18 protein-coding genes are annotated in these 19,163 nt (G+C 65.2%); 12 read left to right on the top strand and 6 right to left on the bottom strand.

Translation table 11 applies throughout. From position 1 onward, the window contains the following. Positions 1 to 130 precede the first annotated feature (130 nt). Positions 131 to 1,138: a prephenate dehydratase gene (gene pheA, locus QP415_RS03975; protein ID WP_285098869.1), complete on the top strand. Its 1,008-nt coding sequence runs from the start codon at positions 131 to 133 to the stop codon at positions 1,136 to 1,138. Positions 1,139 to 1,813: 675 nt separating this feature from the next. Here pheA and QP415_RS03970 read toward each other — a convergent pair. Then, complete coding sequence (locus tag QP415_RS03970; protein ID WP_285098868.1) at positions 1,814 to 3,109, bottom strand: diacylglycerol/lipid kinase family protein; 1,296 nt, start codon at positions 3,107 to 3,109, stop codon at positions 1,814 to 1,816. Positions 3,110 to 3,363: 254 nt separating this feature from the next. Here QP415_RS03970 and serS point away from each other — a divergent pair, with 254 nt between their 5' ends. Together serS and QP415_RS03960 are read left to right on the top strand one after the other, a co-directional pair. Continuing rightward, entirely contained in the window at positions 3,364 to 4,641 is a 1,278-nt protein-coding gene (serS, locus tag QP415_RS03965; protein ID WP_048677705.1) for a serine--tRNA ligase, read from the top strand. Further along, the gene (locus QP415_RS03960; RefSeq protein WP_285098866.1) at positions 4,638 to 5,555 is read left to right on the top strand and encodes an HAD-IIB family hydrolase; all 918 of its coding nucleotides are present in this window, start codon (positions 4,638 to 4,640) and stop codon (positions 5,553 to 5,555) included. Before serS ends, QP415_RS03960 begins: the two co-directional genes overlap by 4 nt. A 1-nt stretch (position 5,556) precedes the next feature. On the opposite strand, the gene QP415_RS13750 is transcribed toward QP415_RS03960, so the two are convergent. The 3 genes from QP415_RS13750 to QP415_RS03950 all read right to left on the bottom strand — a co-directional run bounded on the left by QP415_RS13750 (position 5,557) and on the right by QP415_RS03950 (position 8,698). Then, entirely contained in the window at positions 5,557 to 5,967 is a 411-nt protein-coding gene (locus QP415_RS13750; protein ID WP_442953463.1) for an RloB family protein, read from the bottom strand. A gap of 180 nt (positions 5,968 to 6,147) precedes the next feature. After that, positions 6,148 to 7,452, bottom strand: coding sequence for an AAA family ATPase (locus tag QP415_RS03955; RefSeq protein WP_285098865.1), 1,305 nt, complete (start codon positions 7,450 to 7,452; stop codon positions 6,148 to 6,150). 85 nt (positions 7,453 to 7,537) lie between these two features. Beyond that, entirely contained in the window at positions 7,538 to 8,698 is a 1,161-nt protein-coding gene (locus tag QP415_RS03950) for an alpha/beta fold hydrolase (protein WP_285098863.1), read from the bottom strand. Between the two features lie 127 nt (positions 8,699 to 8,825). Here QP415_RS03950 and QP415_RS03945 point away from each other — a divergent pair, with 127 nt between their 5' ends. Continuing rightward, entirely contained in the window at positions 8,826 to 9,425 is a 600-nt protein-coding gene (locus QP415_RS03945; protein WP_048677698.1) for a TetR/AcrR family transcriptional regulator, read from the top strand. A 1-nt stretch (position 9,426) separates the two neighbouring features. Here QP415_RS03945 and QP415_RS03940 read toward each other — a convergent pair whose 3' ends face one another. Together QP415_RS03940 and relB are read right to left on the bottom strand one after the other, a co-directional pair. Next, positions 9,427 to 9,690 (bottom strand): type II toxin-antitoxin system RelE family toxin, encoded by a 264-nt coding sequence (locus tag QP415_RS03940; RefSeq protein ID WP_082157776.1) that lies wholly within the window; start codon positions 9,688 to 9,690, stop codon positions 9,427 to 9,429. Further along, positions 9,674 to 9,916, bottom strand: a complete 243-nt coding sequence (gene relB, locus QP415_RS03935) for a type II toxin-antitoxin system RelB family antitoxin (RefSeq protein WP_048677697.1) — start codon at positions 9,914 to 9,916, stop codon at positions 9,674 to 9,676. Before relB ends, QP415_RS03940 begins: the two co-directional genes overlap by 17 nt. A gap of 255 nt (positions 9,917 to 10,171) precedes the next feature. On the opposite strand from relB, the gene QP415_RS03930 reads away from it, so the two are divergent. From QP415_RS03930 to QP415_RS03895, 8 genes are all read left to right on the top strand, one after another. Next, positions 10,172 to 11,770, top strand: a complete 1,599-nt coding sequence (locus QP415_RS03930; RefSeq protein ID WP_285098859.1) for a xylulokinase — start codon at positions 10,172 to 10,174, stop codon at positions 11,768 to 11,770. Positions 11,771 to 12,110: 340 nt separating this feature from the next. Continuing rightward, on the top strand, positions 12,111 to 12,992 hold the full coding sequence (locus tag QP415_RS03925) for a DUF5926 family protein (protein WP_285098857.1): 882 nt from the start codon (positions 12,111 to 12,113) through the stop codon (positions 12,990 to 12,992). A 91-nt stretch (positions 12,993 to 13,083) separates the two neighbouring features. Continuing rightward, positions 13,084 to 13,932 carry a glycosyltransferase gene (locus QP415_RS03920; RefSeq protein WP_285098855.1) on the top strand — a complete coding sequence of 283 codons (849 nt, stop codon included), beginning with the start codon at positions 13,084 to 13,086 and terminating at the stop codon, positions 13,930 to 13,932. Beyond that, positions 13,929 to 15,476: a DUF2079 domain-containing protein gene (locus tag QP415_RS03915; RefSeq protein ID WP_285098853.1), complete on the top strand. Its 1,548-nt coding sequence runs from the start codon at positions 13,929 to 13,931 to the stop codon at positions 15,474 to 15,476. Before QP415_RS03920 ends, QP415_RS03915 begins: the two co-directional genes overlap by 4 nt. Before the next feature lie 200 nt (positions 15,477 to 15,676). Further along, positions 15,677 to 16,219 carry a hypothetical protein gene (locus tag QP415_RS03910; RefSeq protein WP_285098852.1) on the top strand — a complete coding sequence of 181 codons (543 nt, stop codon included), beginning with the start codon at positions 15,677 to 15,679 and terminating at the stop codon, positions 16,217 to 16,219. A gap of 55 nt (positions 16,220 to 16,274) precedes the next feature. Beyond that, complete coding sequence (locus QP415_RS03905; RefSeq protein ID WP_285098850.1) at positions 16,275 to 16,673, top strand: hypothetical protein; 399 nt, start codon at positions 16,275 to 16,277, stop codon at positions 16,671 to 16,673. A 140-nt stretch (positions 16,674 to 16,813) separates the two neighbouring features. After that, entirely contained in the window at positions 16,814 to 18,445 is a 1,632-nt protein-coding gene (locus tag QP415_RS03900) for a hypothetical protein (RefSeq protein WP_285098849.1), read from the top strand. A gap of 179 nt (positions 18,446 to 18,624) precedes the next feature. Then, positions 18,625 to 19,163 (top strand): S8 family serine peptidase (locus QP415_RS03895; protein ID WP_285098847.1); only part of this gene is annotated, 539 nt, incomplete at its 3' end.

Genomic DNA, 19,163 nt, shown 5'->3' with positions numbered 1-19,163 from the left:
CGTGCTTGTCCCCGGGGCGTGCTCGCACGATGCCCGCGCGCCCCTCGAATCCCGCGCGATTGGCCACAATGCGCCCCCGGCGCTGAAACGAGGCGGCGCCGCGCGCGATGCTCTCGTTACCCTTGACACCATGACGACGAACATTCCCGGCCCCGCGCCCCTCGGTGACAAGCTTCGTATCGCCTTCCTCGGCCCCTTCGGCACGTTTACCGAACAGGCCGTCCACCAGGTTGCTCCCGCCGGCGCGGTCCTCATGCCGATGACGAGCGCCCCGCAGGCGCTCGCGGCCGTGCGTCGCGGCGAGGCCGACCGCGCCGTCGTCCCGATCGAAAACTCCATCGAGGGCGGCGTCAACGCGACGCTGGATTCCCTCTCGCACGGCGATCCCCTCGTCATTGTTGCCGAGATGCACGTGCATGTCGTCTTCCAGCTGGCCGTCCTGCCGGGCACGCGCGCCGAGGATATTCGCCGCATTGGTACCCACCCGCACGCGTGGGCGCAGTGCCGCGGCTGGGTCGAAGAGACGTTCCCCGGCGCGATTCACGTGCCCGCCACGTCGACGGCCGCCGCCGCCGAGCTGCTCTCGGACGGCGATGCCTCCTTCGATGCTGCCCTGTGCAACGCGGTCTCGGTCAACACCTACGGCCTGGAGGCCCTGTTCACCGACGTCGCCGACAACCCGGGTGCGATCACCCGCTTCGTCCTGGTGGCCCGCCCCGGCGTGGTGCCTCCGCCGACCGGCGCGGATAAGACGACCATCCAGGTGGCCCTGCCCGTCAACGAGTCGGGCGCGCTGCTGACCCTCCTCGAGCAGTTCTCGGCGCGTGGCGTCGACCTGTCGCGCATCGAGTCGCGCCCGAGCGGCGACGGCCTCGGCAACTACACGTTCAGCATCGACATCGTCGGCCACATCCGCGAGGAGCGCGTCCAGGCGGCCCTCGTTGGCCTGCACCGCTATTCGCCGGAGGTTCGCTTCATGGGGTCCTACCCGCGCGTTGATGGTGTGCGCGCGGCGGTGGCTCCGGGCACCACGGACGAGGCCTTCCGCGCGGGCCGCGCGTGGGTCGCGGACCTGCTGCACGGCGGGGATGGCACGGGCGAGGCTGCGGGCAGCGCGCCGTCCTGGCCGCTGGCCTGACGCTCGGGTTGCCGCGCGGATCCAATAGGTGCCGCCCCGGCAGGTCTGCAGTGCTGAGGGATAAGCCGGGTCACAGCATCTGCCGCTCCAACGAACTGTCAACCGAGCTGTATCGGGCAGGTCTGCACCACTTAGGGAGTATTACACCAGTTAGGGAGTATTACACCACCTCCGAGCTGGTGTAATACCCCGTTAAGTGGTGTAACACCACTGAGAAACAAGGCAGATCGTGGAGATGTGCAGTGGGTTGGTGTTGGAGATGTGCGAGCCTTAGCCTCGAGGCTCCGCATCGAGGCGTCACTAGATACCTGGTCGAGGTACAACGAGAAATCTAGCGTCCCATCGTCGGGATTCAACCCGTTTTGGGGAGATTCAACCTGATCGGGAAGATTCCACCCGATCAGAAGGGGTTGAATCTTCCCGATCGGGTGTAACACCTCATCGGTCACAAGCGTCGTCGTGGAATTTATCGCCGGCATACCTCCTGCCGGCGTCCAAAGGGCGCAGATCCTGCAGCGCTGCACTAGATGCAGCAGCAATGCACTAGTTGTGGGGGCATTGCACTGCTTCCTATCTAGTGGAATGCCATGCCAAGTAGTGCAACGCTGCGCTCAGTAGTGCACTGCTACTTGGTAACAAGCTCGTGCGCGGCGCGCATCGCGTAAGGAAGCGGGCTCAGCTGGGCAGCAGCTCCATCCACGTGCGCTCGGCGGGAACGGCGATGTCGAGGGCGCCCGCCTGCATGCGAACGTGCATGGTGCGGGCGACGCCGATTGCGTCCCCGTCCACCTGGCACACCTGGGCTTCCTTGCTCGTCACTGATGCGCCCTTCGCTTGGCGGAAGGCGACCGTGCCCGTCGCGACGGGCAGGTTCACGGGGCGAAGCCCGATCAGCTGACCGAGCATCTTCCAGGTCACGTCCGCCCATCCGAGCAGGCCAGCCTGTGCGTCGACGGCGATCACGTCGATGAGGCCGTCCGACAGGTTCGCGTCGGGCGCCAGGATGAGCATCTTCATCTCGCCGGCGTTGGCGAACATGACGGAACGCGCCTCGATCTTGGTGACCTCGTCTGCGACGTCCCCGGCCTCGTGGACGATGGAACCGGAGATCTGGTCGCCGATCCCGAGGGGGTCCGGAGCGGCCGCGGCGGGGGAGCGCAGGGTCAGGCGCGCCTTCATGCGCGGGGCGCCCATCGCTCCCAGGCCCGCCCACACGTAGGCGATCCACCCGATGCGCTTCTTCAGCTCGGGATCCGTGTCGGCCATCGTTTCGCCGTCGTAGCCCATCCCCGCGACGACGAGGCACGCGTACTCGTCCGCGCGCGGCTCGTTCGACGAGGCCGGGGCAGCCTCGTCCTGAAGAGTGTCCTCGGGGTGCAGCGCGGCGTGCGCGGCGAGGCGGAGGCCGCCTTCGGCGGGCTGATCGGATTCCTGCGTGGTGTCTTCGACGCGTACCCATGCCAGGTCGACGGCGCGGTGGTTGCGGTCGAGTGCGACGGCGAGGGCCTGCGCGGGATTGTCGGGGATGGACAGGTTGCCGGCCAGGACGTTGCCCGTGCCCACGGGGATGATGCCCATGCGTACGCCGGATCCGGCCATGCCGGCCGCGACGGCGCGGACGGTTCCGTCTCCGCCGGCGGCGATGACGACGGTGGCACCCTCCTCAAGGGCGCGCACGGCCTGGCCGGTGCCTGGGTCCTCGCGGGTGGTTTCGCGCCAGTGCACGTGGTCGATGCCCAGTTCCTTGGCCTTGCGGTTGATGCGGTCTTTGAAGGCCTGGGGATCCTCGTGCTTGGAGGGGTTCATGATGATCCAGGGACGCGGCCGTCCGCGTGTGGGGTCGTCCACGGAGGCGGGGACTTCGAGGGCTTGGCGGCGGCGGCGCCGACGGCTGAGGGCGGTTGCTAGGCGCGCGACTCCGATCGCTCCGGCTCCGGCGACCGCGGCGAGTACCCAGGGTGTTGCGTCCATATCCACAAGCGTAGCCTGCGGGTGCCCTGTGGACGGACTGTTAAGTGGCTTTTCGTTGTACTTCGTGTCATAAGCGCCTGCCTGGTGTGCGCCTAGCATCATCTTGTCCACACGGTTATGCACCAAAGGTGGATAACTTTCAGGGTTTTGAGGATATCAGGCATGTGGTTTGTGCATAACCCTGACCTGGTGTGTTGAATTCATAGCTGGCCCGATATGGGACACGGGATGCCACCTGGCATAGGATGGGACGCATGATTGATGTGCGTGCCCTGCGTGAAAACCCCGAACCCGCCCGCGCCTCCCAGCGCGCCCGCGGAGCCAACCCCGGCCTCGTCGATGAAATCATCGAGGCCGACGCCGCCCGTCGCGAGGCCCTCCAGGCCTTCGAGACGCTGCGAGCCACCCAGAAAGAGGTCTCTAAGTCCGTGGGTCGCGCCTCCAAGGAGGAGCGCCCGGCGATCCTGGCCAAGGCCAAGGAACTCGCCGAGCAGGTGAAGGCCGCCGAGGCCGCCGCGAACGCCGCCGACGCCGAGGCCGACCGCCTCGCCCGCCTCCTGCCGAACCTCGTTCTCGACGGTGTGCCCGTCGGCGGTGAGGACGACTTCGTGGTCCTGCGCCACGAGGGACCCGCTCCCCGCGACTTCGTGGCCGAAGGCTTTGAGCCCCAGGATCACCTCGCGCTTGGCGAGGGCCTGGACGCGATCGACACCAAGCGCGGCGCGAAGGTCTCCGGCGCCCGCTTCTACTACCTCAAGGGCATCGGCGCCCGCCTCGAGCTGGCCATTATGACGATGGCGATGGATCAGGCGCTCGCCAACGGCTTCGTGCCGATGATGACCCCGACGCTGGTCACCCCGCAGATCATGGGCGGCACCGGCTTCCTCAACGAGCACTCCGACGAGATCTACTACCTGCCCGCCGACGACCTGTACCTGACGGGCACCTCCGAGGTGGCCCTCGCCGGCTACCACGCCGACGAGATCCTCGACCTGAGCGCCGGCCCCAAGCGCTACATGGGCTGGTCCACCTGCTACCGCCGCGAGGCCGGCTCTGCGGGCAAGGACACGCGCGGCATCATCCGCGTCCACCAGTTCAACAAGGCTGAGATGTTCAGCTACTGCCGCCCCGAGGACGCCGCCGAGGAGCACCAGCGTTTCCTCGCGTGGGAAGAGGAGATGCTGGCCAAGGTCGAGCTGCCCTACCGCGTCATCGACACGGCCGCCGGCGACCTGGGCACCTCGGCCGCCCGCAAGTTCGACTGCGAGGCCTGGCTGCCCACCCAGGAGCGCTACATGGAGGTCACCTCGACCTCGAACTGCACGACGTTCCAGGCGCGCCGCCTCGGCATTCGCGAGCGCCGCGAGGATGGCATGGCTGCGGTCGCCACGCTCAACGGCACGCTGGCCACGACCCGCTGGATCGTCGCCTTCCTCGAGAACCACCAGCAGGCGGACGGCTCGATCTACGTGCCCGAGGCCCTGCGCCCCTACCTGGGTGGACTCGAGGTCCTGACCCCGGTCGCTCGATGAGCCAAGAGCGCTTCCTGACGGTCCCCTCCACCGGGGAAGTCGCTCGCCCCTTCGAGGTTCTCCTCGACGAGGCCTCGGCCGCCCTGCCCGCCGACTTTCCGACGTCGGCGGGCCAGGTGCTGGTCGCGCTCGACATCGATGGCACGATCCTGACCCCCGCGGGGGCGACGCCGCGTGTGCTCGAGGGGATCCACGGCCTCGCCGCCGCGGGCGCCCACGTGCTCATCGCGTCGGGGCGTGCGCTCGAGGGCGTCATCCCGGTCCTGGGGGCCCTCGACTTCACGGACGGGTGGGCGCTGTGTAATAACGGCGCGACGCTCGTGCGCGTGAACGGCGGGAAGTGCGAAATCGTCGAGGAGCGCACCTTCGTTCCGGGGGCGTGCCTGGAGGAGATTGCCTCTGCCATTCCGGGTGCCGTGTTCGCGTCGATGCCGCACCCCGACATTCTGCTCTCCGCCCCGTTCCCGAACAATGAGATCGAGGGCACCGAGCATCGCATCGTGTCGATGGAGGAGCTGGCCTCCACGCCGACCCCGAAGATCGTCGTGCGCGCCGCCGACGTGGATCGCGAGGAGTTCGATCGGATTTTGTCGTCCCTCGACGTGTCGCGCACGCACGAGGTGTTCGTCGGCTGGACGTCGTGGGCGGACATCGAGCCCCTTGGCGTGACCAAGGCGACCGGGCTGGAGTCCCTGCGGGCGCGACTGGGCGTTCCCGCGGCGGGGACCGTCGCCGTCGGGGACGGTACGAACGACATTGCGATGATCGAATGGGCGGCCTTCGGTGTCGCCATGGGGGGCGCCTCCGACGAGGTGCGCTCCCACGCCGATCATGTGACGGCCGCCGTCGAAAACGACGGCGCCGCCGCCGTCATGCACGCGATCATGCGTCGCTGCGGGGTCACTGCCCGCTGAGCTACTTCTCCTTCGGGGGAGATACCAGCAGATCGATGAACCATGGCATAGCAGAGGAAGGATTGGGTCCTTTTTCGTTGGGGGTAAGGCCTGGCCACGCTTTGCGCGCCCGTTCTATGGCTGCTTCGTAGTTGGCGTGAGGGAACTGGGTAGTGAGAGCCTTCTCGTCCGTCACTTTGGCGCGGTGAGCAAGATTGACGCAACCCCGTGATTCGATGTACCCCGTTTGATTTTGTGTGTGCCAGAGGAGCCAGAGCTCAAAGCAAGGGTTGGAGACGATAGCGTCAACTTCAGATGAATTTCTGCAACTAGTCAATACTTCATCGAGTCTCTGGTGTTGGTCAACATCGACGATAAGGATTGCATGGTCGAAATCGTCTTTTCGCAGTGCTTTATTGCATTCCTTGAGCACTCGTGACGGTTATCCGCCGATGGCGTGAATTTTGATTGTCGCGTGCTTAGGGCGAATCTGTTGGTATAGAAGCTCCAGGTACTGCCGTTCGGTGACGAGACCTTCGGTAAATACTGCGTAGCGGATCTTCACATTCTTAGGATTACGTGTTTTGCGTGTACCGGGCCGTCCCATGAGGTCTCACCGTATTTCCTCGGTGTTTCTGTTCAGTAGGTTGTGAATCAGGGAGGGCGCTGTGTAAGGCACGCCTCCGAACTGCCCCTCCAGGTATTGTTTGACGATATTGCTGCCCTTCTGGAGTGTGAAGTCATCAAGGTTAAAGAGCTCGCTTGCTCCGTTGCTGCCCTTCTCAACAAACCACACTTGCTCGCGCTTGGCTCTGCTGCCACGGCCCGCATCGAGCAGGGTCATATCGTGGCTGGTGAAGATGAGCTGTGCGCCTGTTGTGTTTACCTCAGGGTCATCGAACCAGTCGATGATGAGGCGGGAAAGTTGAGGGTGAAGGCTTGAACCAAGTTCGTCAACAACAAGTACACAGCCTTTTCGTAGGGCATTAACGACAGCTGTCCCGAGTGCGAGCCATGCCATGGTGCCGGTTGATTCATCGGAGCTTCTGAGTCTTCCGCTGCTTTCTCCGTGCCGAAATAGGAGGTTGCGTGCAATGTAGTTGCTGATGTCTTCTACTTCGTCTGACGAGCTATCACTAGCCTGTTCCTGACTGTCGTCGGAGGCAGGCGCCAGCATCTGGGCGACTAGCTGGGCGAACCGCGGGGGAATTGCGTGTTCCTCCACCTCGACATGCGTGATGCCTGTGTCTGCGATTTGCGCGAGGGTAACGAGGGCGCTGAGGTTTAAACTCCGTTCTTTCAGTTGTCGAGCGATGCGATCAATGCGTGCGTTAACTTCCCCGTCTCCGACGTGATAAAGGTCGAATCCACGCATGAGAGCTTCCCAGATTGGCGTTACTGATGCATGGTTGAACTGGGCGGCGCGGGAAAGTGCGAGTTCGCGTCTCGCAACTCGAGTGATCCCCTTCAGGCCCTTCACACGCCCGTCAGTGTTGCGGGAGTACACTTCTTTCCATCGAGTACTCACGACATGCAGTGACTCTTCGGTGATGCCGTCACTGTCCGTCGCAAAGCGATAGTCGTACCGTTGCCCGGAGTAGATGAACTCGAGTTCAAAGGTAGCGGGAGCTGTCATCTGTTCCGGGATAAGCGCAAAGGGGGCTCGAGGGAACTGTGGCTCATCGAGCCACGATGTTGCCGAGGAGCCGATGACTCCAAGCATGTAATGGAGCGCATCGAGAACGTTAGTCTTGCCGGAAGCGTTTGCGCCGTAGATGCCGTCAACGTGGTGGATGTGGTCGGTCCACTCTGTGCCCTTGGAGGGGCGGAGCGTCTTGAGTGTGGGCCGTGTCAGGTCGAGGGTGGCCTCATCGCGGAACGACCGATGGTTCTCAAACGTGAATCGTAGGAGATGCATAGGGATATGCTACATCATCGATCCGATTTCGATAAAAGTTATCGAAAATGAAGTGCTCATACCCTAATTGAATTGCGGAGTGATTTCATTGGTGCTGCCCGCTGAGCCAGTCGCCCATCATCGCGAAGGCGCGGTCAAGGTCCCCGATCTGGCAGTGCTGCGCCATGTCCGGGTCCTGCGCGTGGCGGAATGCGCGCACGTCCAGGGACGCCGAGTTTTCCAAGGCTCGGCGCACGTCGCCCAGGCGCTCGAAGGGCACGTACTGGTCCGCGTCGCCAGCAAACACAAGGCACGGCTGAGTGATCCGGCCTTCGAGGGGTTCCATCGTGTAGTCGTCAAACGCCCGCAGGACTTCGCTCGGCCTGCTCAGCCCGGTCAGATGCGAGGCCTGCTGCAGTTTCCACGACAGGTCCGCGCTGAGCCGTGAGGCAGTCCTCAGCGCGGCGTCGATGAGCCACGCGGGCCTCGGGTTCGCGACGACCGCGTCCGCGATGGGGCGCAGGGGACGAGGCAGTGGCACCGTCAGGCCGTCAAGGAGCCGGTACATCATGTCGAAGGCGATGACGTGGCTGATGCGCGGGCAGTGGGCGGCCGCCCGCGTGACGAGATACCCGCCGAAGGACACGCCGAGCGCCGCGGCGCTCTCGATGCCGAAGTAGTCCAACACCGTGTTCGTTGGGCGCTCCCACTGTGGCTCGAGCGGCATGCCCGCCAGGACCGTGTGCCCCTGGCCTGGACCATCGAAGGCGATGATGTCGAATGGGCGGGTGGGGAAGTGGGACGCGAAGTCGATGATCTCCTCCGCGTATCCGTCGAAACCGTTCATCATGATGAGCGTGGTTGGGGTACCTGCCGAGGCCTGCGCACGGTCCGTCGGGTCCGCCTCCCAGCGCATCGCGGTCAGCTCCCCGCCACGATAGGGCACTGCGTGACGGGTGAGTGCGAGGCCTCGGTGGGCCTCGTCGAAGGAGGCCGACATGGCGTCGATGAAGCGCCGCTTGCGCGGGTCGTCCGCACCGAGGTAGAAGGCCGCGAGCTCGTAGAGGTGCCACGCGGCATCCGCGTCGCCCTCGGAGGAGAAGCGCTCGGCGAGGCCTTGGGCGAGCTTCGTGATCTGGCTCGTCGTTCGCAGGCGGGGGAGTGTGGTGGCTGCGATCGTCTCCATACCCGCACGGTCGAGGATCGTTGCGAAGGTCCGGTTGAGCTGCAGGTCGAATTGGCGATTGCCGGTGTATTCGGTGAACATGTCTCGACCGTATCCGCTGCCCGGGTGCGGTGGACTGAACAATAACAAACGGAGTGTTGGATACCGGACGGGGCGACCGCTATACGTAGGATAAGCGCATTGATAGTGGAAAATTGATCGGAGAGACATGTTCCTGCGGGGCACGGAAAAGCACGGGCGCGAGGCAGAGAAGAACCTGGACCTGCGCATTCGCAAGACGCGTCGGGCGATCCGCTCCGGCCTTGTCAAGGCGTGTCAGGCCAAGCCGTACGCGCACGTGAGCGTCACCGACATTTGTGCCGCGTCGATGGTGTCGCGCACGACCTTCTACGATCACTACACCGACAAGGACGCGCTGCTCGCGGAGGTTGTGTCCTTCCTCCTCGACGAGATCACCCCGGCGCTCGAGGGCCTGTGGTTCGGCGAGGGGCGCGACGCCCGCGCCGTCGCCCGCCACCTTGCCGATGTCTACGCGCGCAACGGCCACGCCCTGACGACCCTGCTCGCTATCCGCGTGGGCGGCGATGGTGACCTGCACGAGCAGCTTTATCGCACGTGCTGTTCGGTATTTACCGATTGGGCGCGTGGTCGCGTGGATGACGAGGTGCTGCCGCTCGCCGCCGACGTCTACGCTTCCGTTGTCCTGACCTTCATCGAGCGCAGCGCTACGAAGCCCCTGACGGACAAGGAGCTCGCTGCGATCGACCGCGCCCGAGAGCTCTTCATCGAGGGTTTCGGTGCTCAGTAGGTCAGCGGTAGATGCGTGACCGGTGATCGATATTGATGGCGAGGATCAATAGCTCATCATCTTCGATGGACGCAATGATTCGATAGTTGCCAACACGGTATCGCCAAAAGCCTGAAAGGTTGCCGGTCAGTCCCTTCCCGCGTGAGCGGGGATCTTCGCCGCTCGCGGTCTCGCGGAGGTAGTCGATGATGCGTCTCGCGGTCGGCTTGTCGAGCTTGCTGAGCTGTTTCAGCGCGCGCGGTGACAGCTCAGCCCTCCAGGCCAAGGGTCTTCACCGCCTCGTCGAGGCTCACCGATGCGACTCGTCCGGCGCGAATGTCCTCAAGTTCCGCCTGCAGTGAGTAGGCCAGCTCGATCTCTTCGAGTGCTGACTCGATGGCGCGATTCATGTAGAACGACTTCGTTCGGCCGGTCCGCTGGGCGAGGGCCGTGAGGCGGGCGTCGATCTCGGGATCGAGTTTGACGGAGCGTGCAACCCGTGCGGTAGACATGTGTCCTCCTCAAATGTGACTACGCGTAGTCTACTCCCCTGAGGCGGCAGTTGGAAGGGCTTATTGGTGAGGGAGATGGGTGGGTGGGAGCATCAGGCTGATGGGATAGCAACGCTGTCAACAAGGCATAAATCTGTAAATATCGTGCAGAGTGTCCGATAAACGGTCGTACGTCCCCGTCGGTGCGTGCGCGAAAGTGTTACCGTTAACGCATTCCCGGCCCCCGCCTCGTCAATGAAGACCCAAGGAGCATCCGTGAGCACTGACCCCCGCGCCGCCATCGCCGCCGCCGACACTGCGCTCGGCATCGAATTCGGTTCGACCCGCATCAAGGCCGTCCTCATCGGCCCCGACCACGAGGTGATCGCCACCGGCGGCCACGGCTGGGAGAATCACCTGGAGGGAGGCCTGTGGTCCTACAGCCTCGACGAGGTCGTCGCCGGTTTGCAGAGCGCCTACGCGTCCCTGGTCGCCGACGTGCGCGAGCGCTACGACGTCACCCCGACGTCTTACGGCTCGATCGGAATCTCGGGCATGATGCACGGCTACCTCGCCTTCGACGCCGACGATAATCTGCTCGCTCCCTTCCGCACGTGGCGCAACACGAACACGGGCCGCGCGGCCGACGAACTCACCCGCCTCTTCGGGTTCAATATCCCCCTGCGCTGGTCGATCGCCCACCTGCACCAGGCGGTCCTCGACTCCGAGGAGCACGCCCCGCGCGTCGCCCGCCTGACGACCCTGGCCGGCTGGGTCCATCACCAGCTGACGGGCCACCACGTCCTCGGTATCGGCGACGCCTCGGGCATGTTCCCGATTGATTCGACGACGGGCACGTACGTGGAGTCCTACCTCGATCAGTACGAGGCCCTGCTCGCCGGCCGGGTCCCGTGGCGCCTGCGCGACGTGCTGCCGACCGTGCTGAGCGCGGGTGAGGACGCGGGCGCGCTCACCCCCGAGGGTGCCGCGGTCATCGACCCGACCGGGACGCTCGAGCCCGGGATCGCGATGTGTCCGCCGGAGGGTGACGCGGGCACCGGCATGATTGCCACGAACGCGATCGCGCAGCGCACCGGCAACATCTCGTGCGGTACCTCGGTGTTCCTCATGGCTGTCCTCGAGCGCTCCCTCACCGAGCTGCACACCGAGATCGACATGGTGACCACGCCCGATGGATCACCCGTGGCGATGGTTCACTCGAACAACGGCGCATCCGAGATCGACGCGTGGGTGGGCTGGTTCGCGGACTTTGCGCGCCTCGTCGGCGCCGACGTGAGTGTCTCGGCGATCTACGACGCGCTCTACAACCACGCGCTCACGGGCGAGGCCGACGCGGGCGGCGTCATGGCCTACAACACGCTGTCGGCCGAGCCGCTCGTCGGCCAGGAGGCCGCGCAGCCGGTATTCACGCACACGGCCGACGCGCGCGTGACCCTGGCGAACGCGGTGCGCGCCCAGCTCATGAGCATTTTCGCGGCCGTGCGCATCGGCGTCGACATCCTGAGCGCCGAGGGCGTGCGCCTCGACTCGTTGTTTGCGCACGGCGGCCTCTTTAAGACGCCCGGCGTCGCCCAGCAGATCCTCGCCGACTCGCTGAACATCCCCGTGTCCGTCGGTGACACCGCGGGCGAGGGTGGAGCGTGGGGCATCGCGGTCCTCGCGCGCTACCGTGCGGTCGTCGCTGGGGACGAGGCCGTGCCCGCCCTGCCGGACTACCTCTCCGAGCGCGTCTTCGCCGGCGCCTCGGTCTCCACCCTCGAACCCACCGCCGAGGGCGTGGCCGGCTACGAGCGCTTCCTCGATGCCTACCGCGCGTCTCTGCCCGGCGTGGAGGTCATCGCCCGGGGCCGCTGACGAGGCGCGGGACCGCTGACGAGGCGCCCCGCGCCCGAGTTCCCGCGCCCCGCGCTGCCAGATGCTGCCCGAACGCTGCCCTAACGCTGCCCAGGTGCTGCCCGGACACATGTTTACCCAAAAATGTCGCATGCAATTCCCCTCGACCTATTTCAAACATTGAAATCAGATCGTTGGAATTCCGGGCAATTCTCGATACCTAATAAAAGGTAGGGGAACCAAATTGCATGCGACATTTAGGGGGGAGGGGCCAAGTGAGGGGAGGGTGGGGCGACGTGAGCGGACCGGCTCGCCCAGCCTGCGCCTCGTCGTTTGTGGGAAACCCGCTACGATTACTCCCATGGGTAAAGCTAGCCGCCGTAAGAAGGTCACCGATCCCGCCAAGCTCAAGGCGTATCGCCCGCCGATTCCCTTCGTCGCGCGCCCCTACGAGGGTCTGCCGAAGGAGATCGAGTTGGTCGCCATGCGCGAGCTCATCCCGGCGGCCACGCTGACCGCACGCACCGACGCCGACCACGGCGCCGTCGAATTCGACTTTGTTACTCTCCTGCCCGAGGGGCACCCCGCGATGGTGCGCCCCGACGGCCGCATCCTCGTTGCGCTGCAGACCCGCTCGAACTCCGCGGACCTGAGCCACGACGCGGGCGCCGCGCTGCTCGCGGCCATCGCCGCGAAGGAAGCGGGCGACGAGGGCGTCATCTCGATCGACGTGCGCGAGCCGTCCGAGCGTCTCCAGGACATCCTCGACCTCGACAGCTTCACGGACATGAAGCTCGAGGAGGACTTCTCCTTCTGGTTCGACCCGGCCGAGGAGATCGACGACCAGACGCGTCGCGCCCTCGAGCAGAACCGCGACGAGATCATCCCGACCGAGCCCGTGCCCGGCGTCCCCGGTGCGTACTGGTGCGAGATGAACCGTAACTTCGTGCGTTTCCTGACGGACAACGACGAGGCCAAGCTCTTCGACGCGCTCGCCCGCCTGGCTGCGCGCGGCGAGGCCAACGTCGGTGAGGGGTCGCGCTACGTGGGTTCCTTCCGCGCGTGCGGCCTGATCGTCCCGGTCTTCGAGCTGCCCGAGGGTGCCAGCGCCTCCGACGTTGCGCCCGGCACGCAGGCCCTTGCCAAGGCACTCGCGGAGGCCCTGACGGTCACCGAGCGCCTGGACGACAAGGAGCGCCGCGCACGCCAGGGCCTCGTCTCCCGAGCCGTAACGATCCGCTGAGCACAATTTTACCTGCCGTTTAGATCGGCTTGTCGCTCACATTACGGGCGGTGGAGCGCACATGCGCCCCGCCGCCCGTAGACTGTTAGTCGTGAACTATCCCGCAGGATCACGAGGTTCCCACCCGCAGCGCGTCGCTGCAGTCATCGCCGCACACAACGTCGGTCGCGCCGTTGCGGCCACCGTGCGCGCGTGCCGCGCCATACCCAGCGTTGACCTCCTCATTGTCGTCGACGATGGGTCCACGGACGACACCGGACGTGCCGCGCGAGCCGCGGGCGCCGTCGTCGTGCGTCACTCCGTCGAGCGCGGGCGCGCCTCGGCTATCGAAACCGGCGTGAAGGTCGCCGCCATGCGCGACCGCCCCGACGGCCCGCCCCGCCACATCCTGCTTCTCTCTCCCGATCTGGGGGAGTCCGCGGTCGAGGCCACCGCCCTCGTCGAGGCCGTGTTCGCCCGCCAGGCCGACATGGCGATCGCCGTCCCCGCGACGGGGCGCGAGTATTCCGGCTATGGGCCGGGCATGGCGCGCCGCCTCATCCGCCGTAAGACCGGGTGGAACTGCCACTACCCCCTCAGCTATCAGCGCTGCCTGACGCGTGAGGCCATCGACGCCGCCATGCCTTTCGCGGGCCGTTACGTGCTCGAGGCTGCGATGACCATCAGCGTGCTGCGCGCGGGGCTGTCCGTCATGGAGGTGCCCTGCAACTTCACGCACTCGGGCGCGGACCGCTCGCTGGGCTCGCTCAACCGCCCGGCGCGCATGTTCGACGCCGTGCGCGCAACGGTCGGCCAGCTGTTCCACTCCGACGCGCGTTCGAAGCGCCGCGCCGACCATGAGCAGGGGATCGGCGTGCCCTACCCGGCGCCGGCCTCGGCTCGCGACGAGGCGGAGGCCGGTGACTCTCCCGCCGCGCGGCCTGCGGAGATGGTCGGGTGAAGGGCCCGGATCGATTAGCCGTCGGTCGCGTGGTCGCGACCTGGTGGCTACCCACCGTCATCGCCTGCGCCGTCGGTGCGCTCTATGTCTGCTACTCGGTGGCGCAGTGGCGTGCGCTCGTCGCCCCCTCCTGGGACCTGGGCATCTTCACCGAGGCGGTTCAGGCGTACTCGCGCTTCGAGGCGCCGATCGTTCCCATTAAGGGTCCGGGCTATAACCTGTTGGGCGATCACTTCCACCCGCTTCTGGCCTTGCTGGGGCCGATCTTTCGTCTTTTTCCTTCCGCGCTGACGCTCCTGGTCGTCCAGGATGTGTTGATCGCCGTATCGGTGCTGCCGATTGCGCGCCTCGCGCAGCGTCTCCTCGGCCGAGGGGGCGCGCTCCTCGTGGGGCTCGCCTACGGGCTCGGGTGGGGGTTGCAGGGTGCGGTCGCCGCTCAGTTTCACGAGGTCTGCCTGGCCGTCCCGCTGTTGGCGTTCGGAGGCGTCGCCTTCGTCGAGCGGCGCTGGGGCGCGTGCATGGCGTGGCTGGCGCCCCTCGTCCTTGTCAAGGAGGATTTGGGGCTGACGATATTCGTCGCGGGCCTCGCTCTCGCGTGGCGGCGGCGGGGTGAGGGACGCTCCGGCGTGCTGCGTTCGCTCGCGTACGCCCTGTTCGGCATTGTCGCGTTCGTGGTGACGGTGAAGGTGCTCCTTCCGGCGATGAACCCGGCGGGCACGTGGGCCTATTCGCTCGATGGGGCCGCGACCGGGGCGGGCACGCCGACTGCGGGAACCACCGCCGCGCGCGCCATCCCCTCCCTGTGGGACATCCTGACGACCCCCTCTGTCAAGCTTGTGACGCTCCTCGTTCTTCTCGCGGGGGCCGGCGTCGTGGGCAGCGCCTCGCCCTGGTTCGCGCTGGTCCTCCCGACGCTCGCGTGGCGCTTCGCGGGCTCCGTCGAGGCCTACTACGGCTGGGACTCCTGGCACTACAACGCGGTCCTCGTGCCCATCGCTGCGTGCTCTCTGCTCGACGTCATGAACCAGTGGCTCGCGCCGGAGCGTCCCTCTCGGTCGGCGGCTGCCTCGGCGCTCGCGGAGGCGGTGGGAGAGGACGCGCTGCGTGACCTCCGCGCCGACCAGGGGGCTTTTGCATCGCCGAGGCGGGGGTGGCGCGTGGCCGCGTGGGTCGCCGCGTGCGTGCCCGCTGTGTCGCTGGTGCTCACGGCCTCGTCCCTGCCTCTGTGGAAGCTGCCCTCGCTCACGGAGGATCCGCGCATGGCGGCGGCCCAAGGTGCGCTCGACGCGGTGCCCGAGGGGGCGAGCGTCGAGACGGACACGACGCTGCTCGCGCGACTCGTGCCCGGGCGCGACGTCTACTGGGTGGGCACGACCGGGCAGATGGATACCCCTCCGGAGTATGTCGTCATTGACACGCGCTCCTACGCGTGGGGCGGCGTGCAGGTCGACGCCGAGTCATGGGGGAGTAGCGCCCACCCGGGCCACAGCTACGAGACCGTCTACGCCAAGCAGGGTTTCCGCGTCGCGCGGCGCACCTCGTGATGCGGCACACCTCGTGATGCGGCATCGTGGTGCCTCGCGGCTCGCCCCGGCATCGAATGATCATCCAATTTTAACTGTGGGTTATAAATCCACGGTGGGCGCCGGTGACGCCACCACCCGCCCTCCAGGTGTGATCAATTGTTGACACGGACGCCCGCACCTCGCTTATGATTGACCAGTCTGAAAGTAGGAGAAAAACCATGTCCCCTCTCGCGTCCCGCCGCACGCTCGCAGCGGCCTCGTCCCTGCTGCTGGCAGCCGTTGGTCTCACCGGCTGTATCACCCTGCCCGGTGGCGGAGGCTCCAACTCCTCGGACATTGGTTCGATGAAGAACATCCCCGAAGGCATCAAGCAGGACCTCATCAGCCAGATGAGCTCCGCCTCCGACTCTGAGAAGAGCAAGATCCTCGAGAAGGCCAACGCGCTGAACAACATGGTCGGCCGGGATCTCATCGGCTCCGAGCCCGCCGTCATCGGCCTGCAAAAGTTCAAGCTGGACCCCAAGGGCACCGTCGTGGTCAACAAGGACGACCGCGTCTACGGGATGATGTCGGCCGCCGACTACTGGCGCCTGGGGCAGGATAGCTACGACCTGTGCGTCGATCAGGGCTGCGAGTACTACTCGTCCTGGACGATCGATATCGAAGGCAGCGGCTCCAACCTCGTCTACGTGTGGACCCTCAAGATCGATAATCCCGAGATTACCGACCAGCCCCTGGTCCGCCGCTTCACCGTCAAGTAACAAGCATCCCGCGCGCGCAGGCGCCTCACCATCCCATCAGTGCAAGGAGATCAGCATGTCAGGGTCTACGGACTACGGCTACGACCAGTCGGCTCAGGAAGCTGCGGCCTCCAACGTTCCGGAGAGCTCCGAGGCGGTGAGCAGTACGGCGGATGCGTCCTACGCCCAGGGCGCGGCCCAGACGCGCTCCGCATGGGGTGACGAGAGCGGCCCCTCGACCTTCCGGGAATCCGTGACCGACATGTTCGAGGAGATCTCCGATATCCTGCGCAAGGAGAACGATCTGATCTCGACCTTCGATACCAACATGCGCGAGACCATGAAAGAGGCCGAGAACGCGGAGTGGGACAACGAGCAGTCCCTGAGCAAGGTCAACGACATGCTGGGGAAGGTCGCCGGATCCAACGAAGCGGAAGCGCTCAAAGAGCAGCTGAAGAAGAAAAAGTACTTGTAGGACGTGGCGTAGCAGCTGGCGTCTTCGCCTCCCACAATCAACGGGCAGTCTCCGTTCACGCAGAATGCCGTACATACAATCCCCACGGTGAGTGGGTCGAAAGCCGCGTCCGCCCCGCGGCAGGTAGAAAGGAATCACTCATGGTTTCGTCTCCGTACTATCAGCGCCTCAAGGAATTCATGAAGGCCGCCGAGGAGAACAAGAATCTCGACGCGTGGAACGACGAGCACGAGAAGGCGATCAAGGGCTTCGATCAGGCCGTCGAGCGCCTGAAGGCCTACCGCGACGGCCACGGCTTCCAGGGGGAGGCCGCTAAGGCTATGGAGAAGTGGGTGAACGAGTCGATCGATCGTATCGAGGGCTACCGCGCCCGCTACGAGGCGAAGTATGACACCTACCAGGGCGGCCGCGAGGTCATGGCGAAGGCCCTCGACGAGGCGGGAAACGTGTCCGACACTCTGGTGGATCCGGTCACCGCGGCGATGGGGTATCTGCCCGTCGTCTCCGTCCCCTCCAGCCAGCCCGGCGGCGGCTTTTCCGTCGGACCGGTTCGCTTCACGACGGGTGCAGCGTACGTGGAGGGCGTCGAGGCGCAGAACAACGCCCAACGCGAGGAGGCCTGCAAGCGCATTCTTGACACGCTGAATGGCGAGCTTGACGGGAAACTCGGTGACATGGGTGATCCTGACGATGGCAATAGATTTGAAGACCCCACCAAGGACAAGGATAAGCACGGGGACGGCGACGACGGCACTCACGGCGGCGGTGGCACCGGTAATACCGGTGGTGGCGGCCACGGCTATGGTGGCGGTGGTTATTCGCCGGAGAATGGTTTTGGTCGTGCGGGTGGTCGTAATGGTGAGGGTTATCCGGGTGGCTTTGATAAGCCGTGGTGGAGCGAGGCCGACGCTGCTGCGGCTCGTAACCGCGTGATCGCCTCGGGTACTGTCCCCACCAAGGAGCTCCCGTACGGTGAGTTGGGATCGCGCACGAACCCGATCACTGACCCGCAGGACCTCATGGACACTGACCTGCTGCACACGCGGGTTAACGGTACGACGTATCGCAACGGCGTCGTGGGCGGACACACCCCCGCTCCCGCTGCGGACTCCGGTCACCCCCTGTGGCGCCTGAACAGCAGCGCTGCCGCTGACGCGGCGACGGCTGGTCGTCTGGGTGGTGCTGGCGTGCTGGGCGCGGGCGCACTGGGTATGCGCGGCGCGGCCCGCATGGGCTCAGGTTTTGGTGGCCTGGGCGGCGCGGCTCGCATGGGCTCGGGCTTTGGCGGCGCGTCTGGTTCTGCTGGTGGCATGGGTGCGGCCGGTCTGCGTGGTATTACCGGCACGACGGGTTCGGCGGGCGCCATGGGCGCTTCGAACCTGCGCGTGGGGTCCTACTCGGGTTCGGGTTTTGGTTCTTACACTCCCCCCGCCTCTGTGGCTGGTGCTAATGGTGCGTCCGGTGCGGGTGCCTCTGGCGTGACCGGCACGACCGGCGCCGGTGGTAGTGGCGCGGCTGGTGCGGCTGGTGCTGCCGGTCGTGGAGGTGCTGGTGCTGGTGGCGGCTTCATGGGTGGTGCTGGCGCGGGTGCTGGTATGGGTAAGGATGATAAGAAGGGCCGCAAGCGTAAGTATGTGGCTTTCACGGTGGATGATGATGAGGATGATCTGCCCGCCGGTTATGTCAATCCCTTGTCTCAGACCTATGGGACGGACCGCACGATTACTCCCGTCAAGCGTGAGGACGACGGATGGGACCTGCGCCAGTGGTAACCACTTCTCACAAGTCTGCGCGTGCCCTGATCACCGCTGCCTGTGCTCTTGCGTTGAGCGCGGGTGCTGTGGCTGTGTCTCCGTCTTCGGCTCGGGCTGATGACACGATTACGACGCAGGATTATGTCTCGTATTACAAGCTGGATCAGGCGCGTGCGAAGGGGTACACGGGTCAGGGCGTGACCATCGCGATGATCGACGGCACTGTCGATACCAGCGCTCCTGAGCTGGCGGGGACTAACATCACGGTCAAAACTCCATGCGCGTATAAAGAGGACAATGCCTCGAAGACTCACGCGACTGCCATCGCGTCCATCCTGGTGTCCAAAAACTATGGGGTGGCCCCTGATGCCACTCTTATTGCGTACTCAGTACCGACAAAGCAAACAACGAAGTCAGACGAGTGTAAACAGGACACGTCCAGCCGTAAAGGTACTCCATATGGTGCCATTGAGATGGCAATCAACGATGGGGCACAGATCATTTCAATCTCGCGGTCCGACAACAGTAAGGATTCAAAGCACCAGAAGTGGGCGATTACCCGGGCGATGGCCCAGGGTGTCATCATCGTGGGGCCGGCGGGTAATGATGCGAAGGACGAGAATGATGCGTCCTACGCTCGGTGGTCTGGGACTGTAGGCGTGTCTGCGATTGATGCCAGTGGACAGTTGGCGAGTTATTCGTCGTGGGGTCAGGGTGTTGTTGCTGCTGGTATTGG

This window comes from Pauljensenia sp. UMB3104 (assembly GCF_030217285.1).
Classification (GTDB): domain Bacteria; phylum Actinomycetota; class Actinomycetes; order Actinomycetales; family Actinomycetaceae; genus Pauljensenia.
The sequence above is the reverse complement of the archived record's forward strand: the minus strand, read 5'-3'. Positions and strand labels throughout refer to the sequence as shown.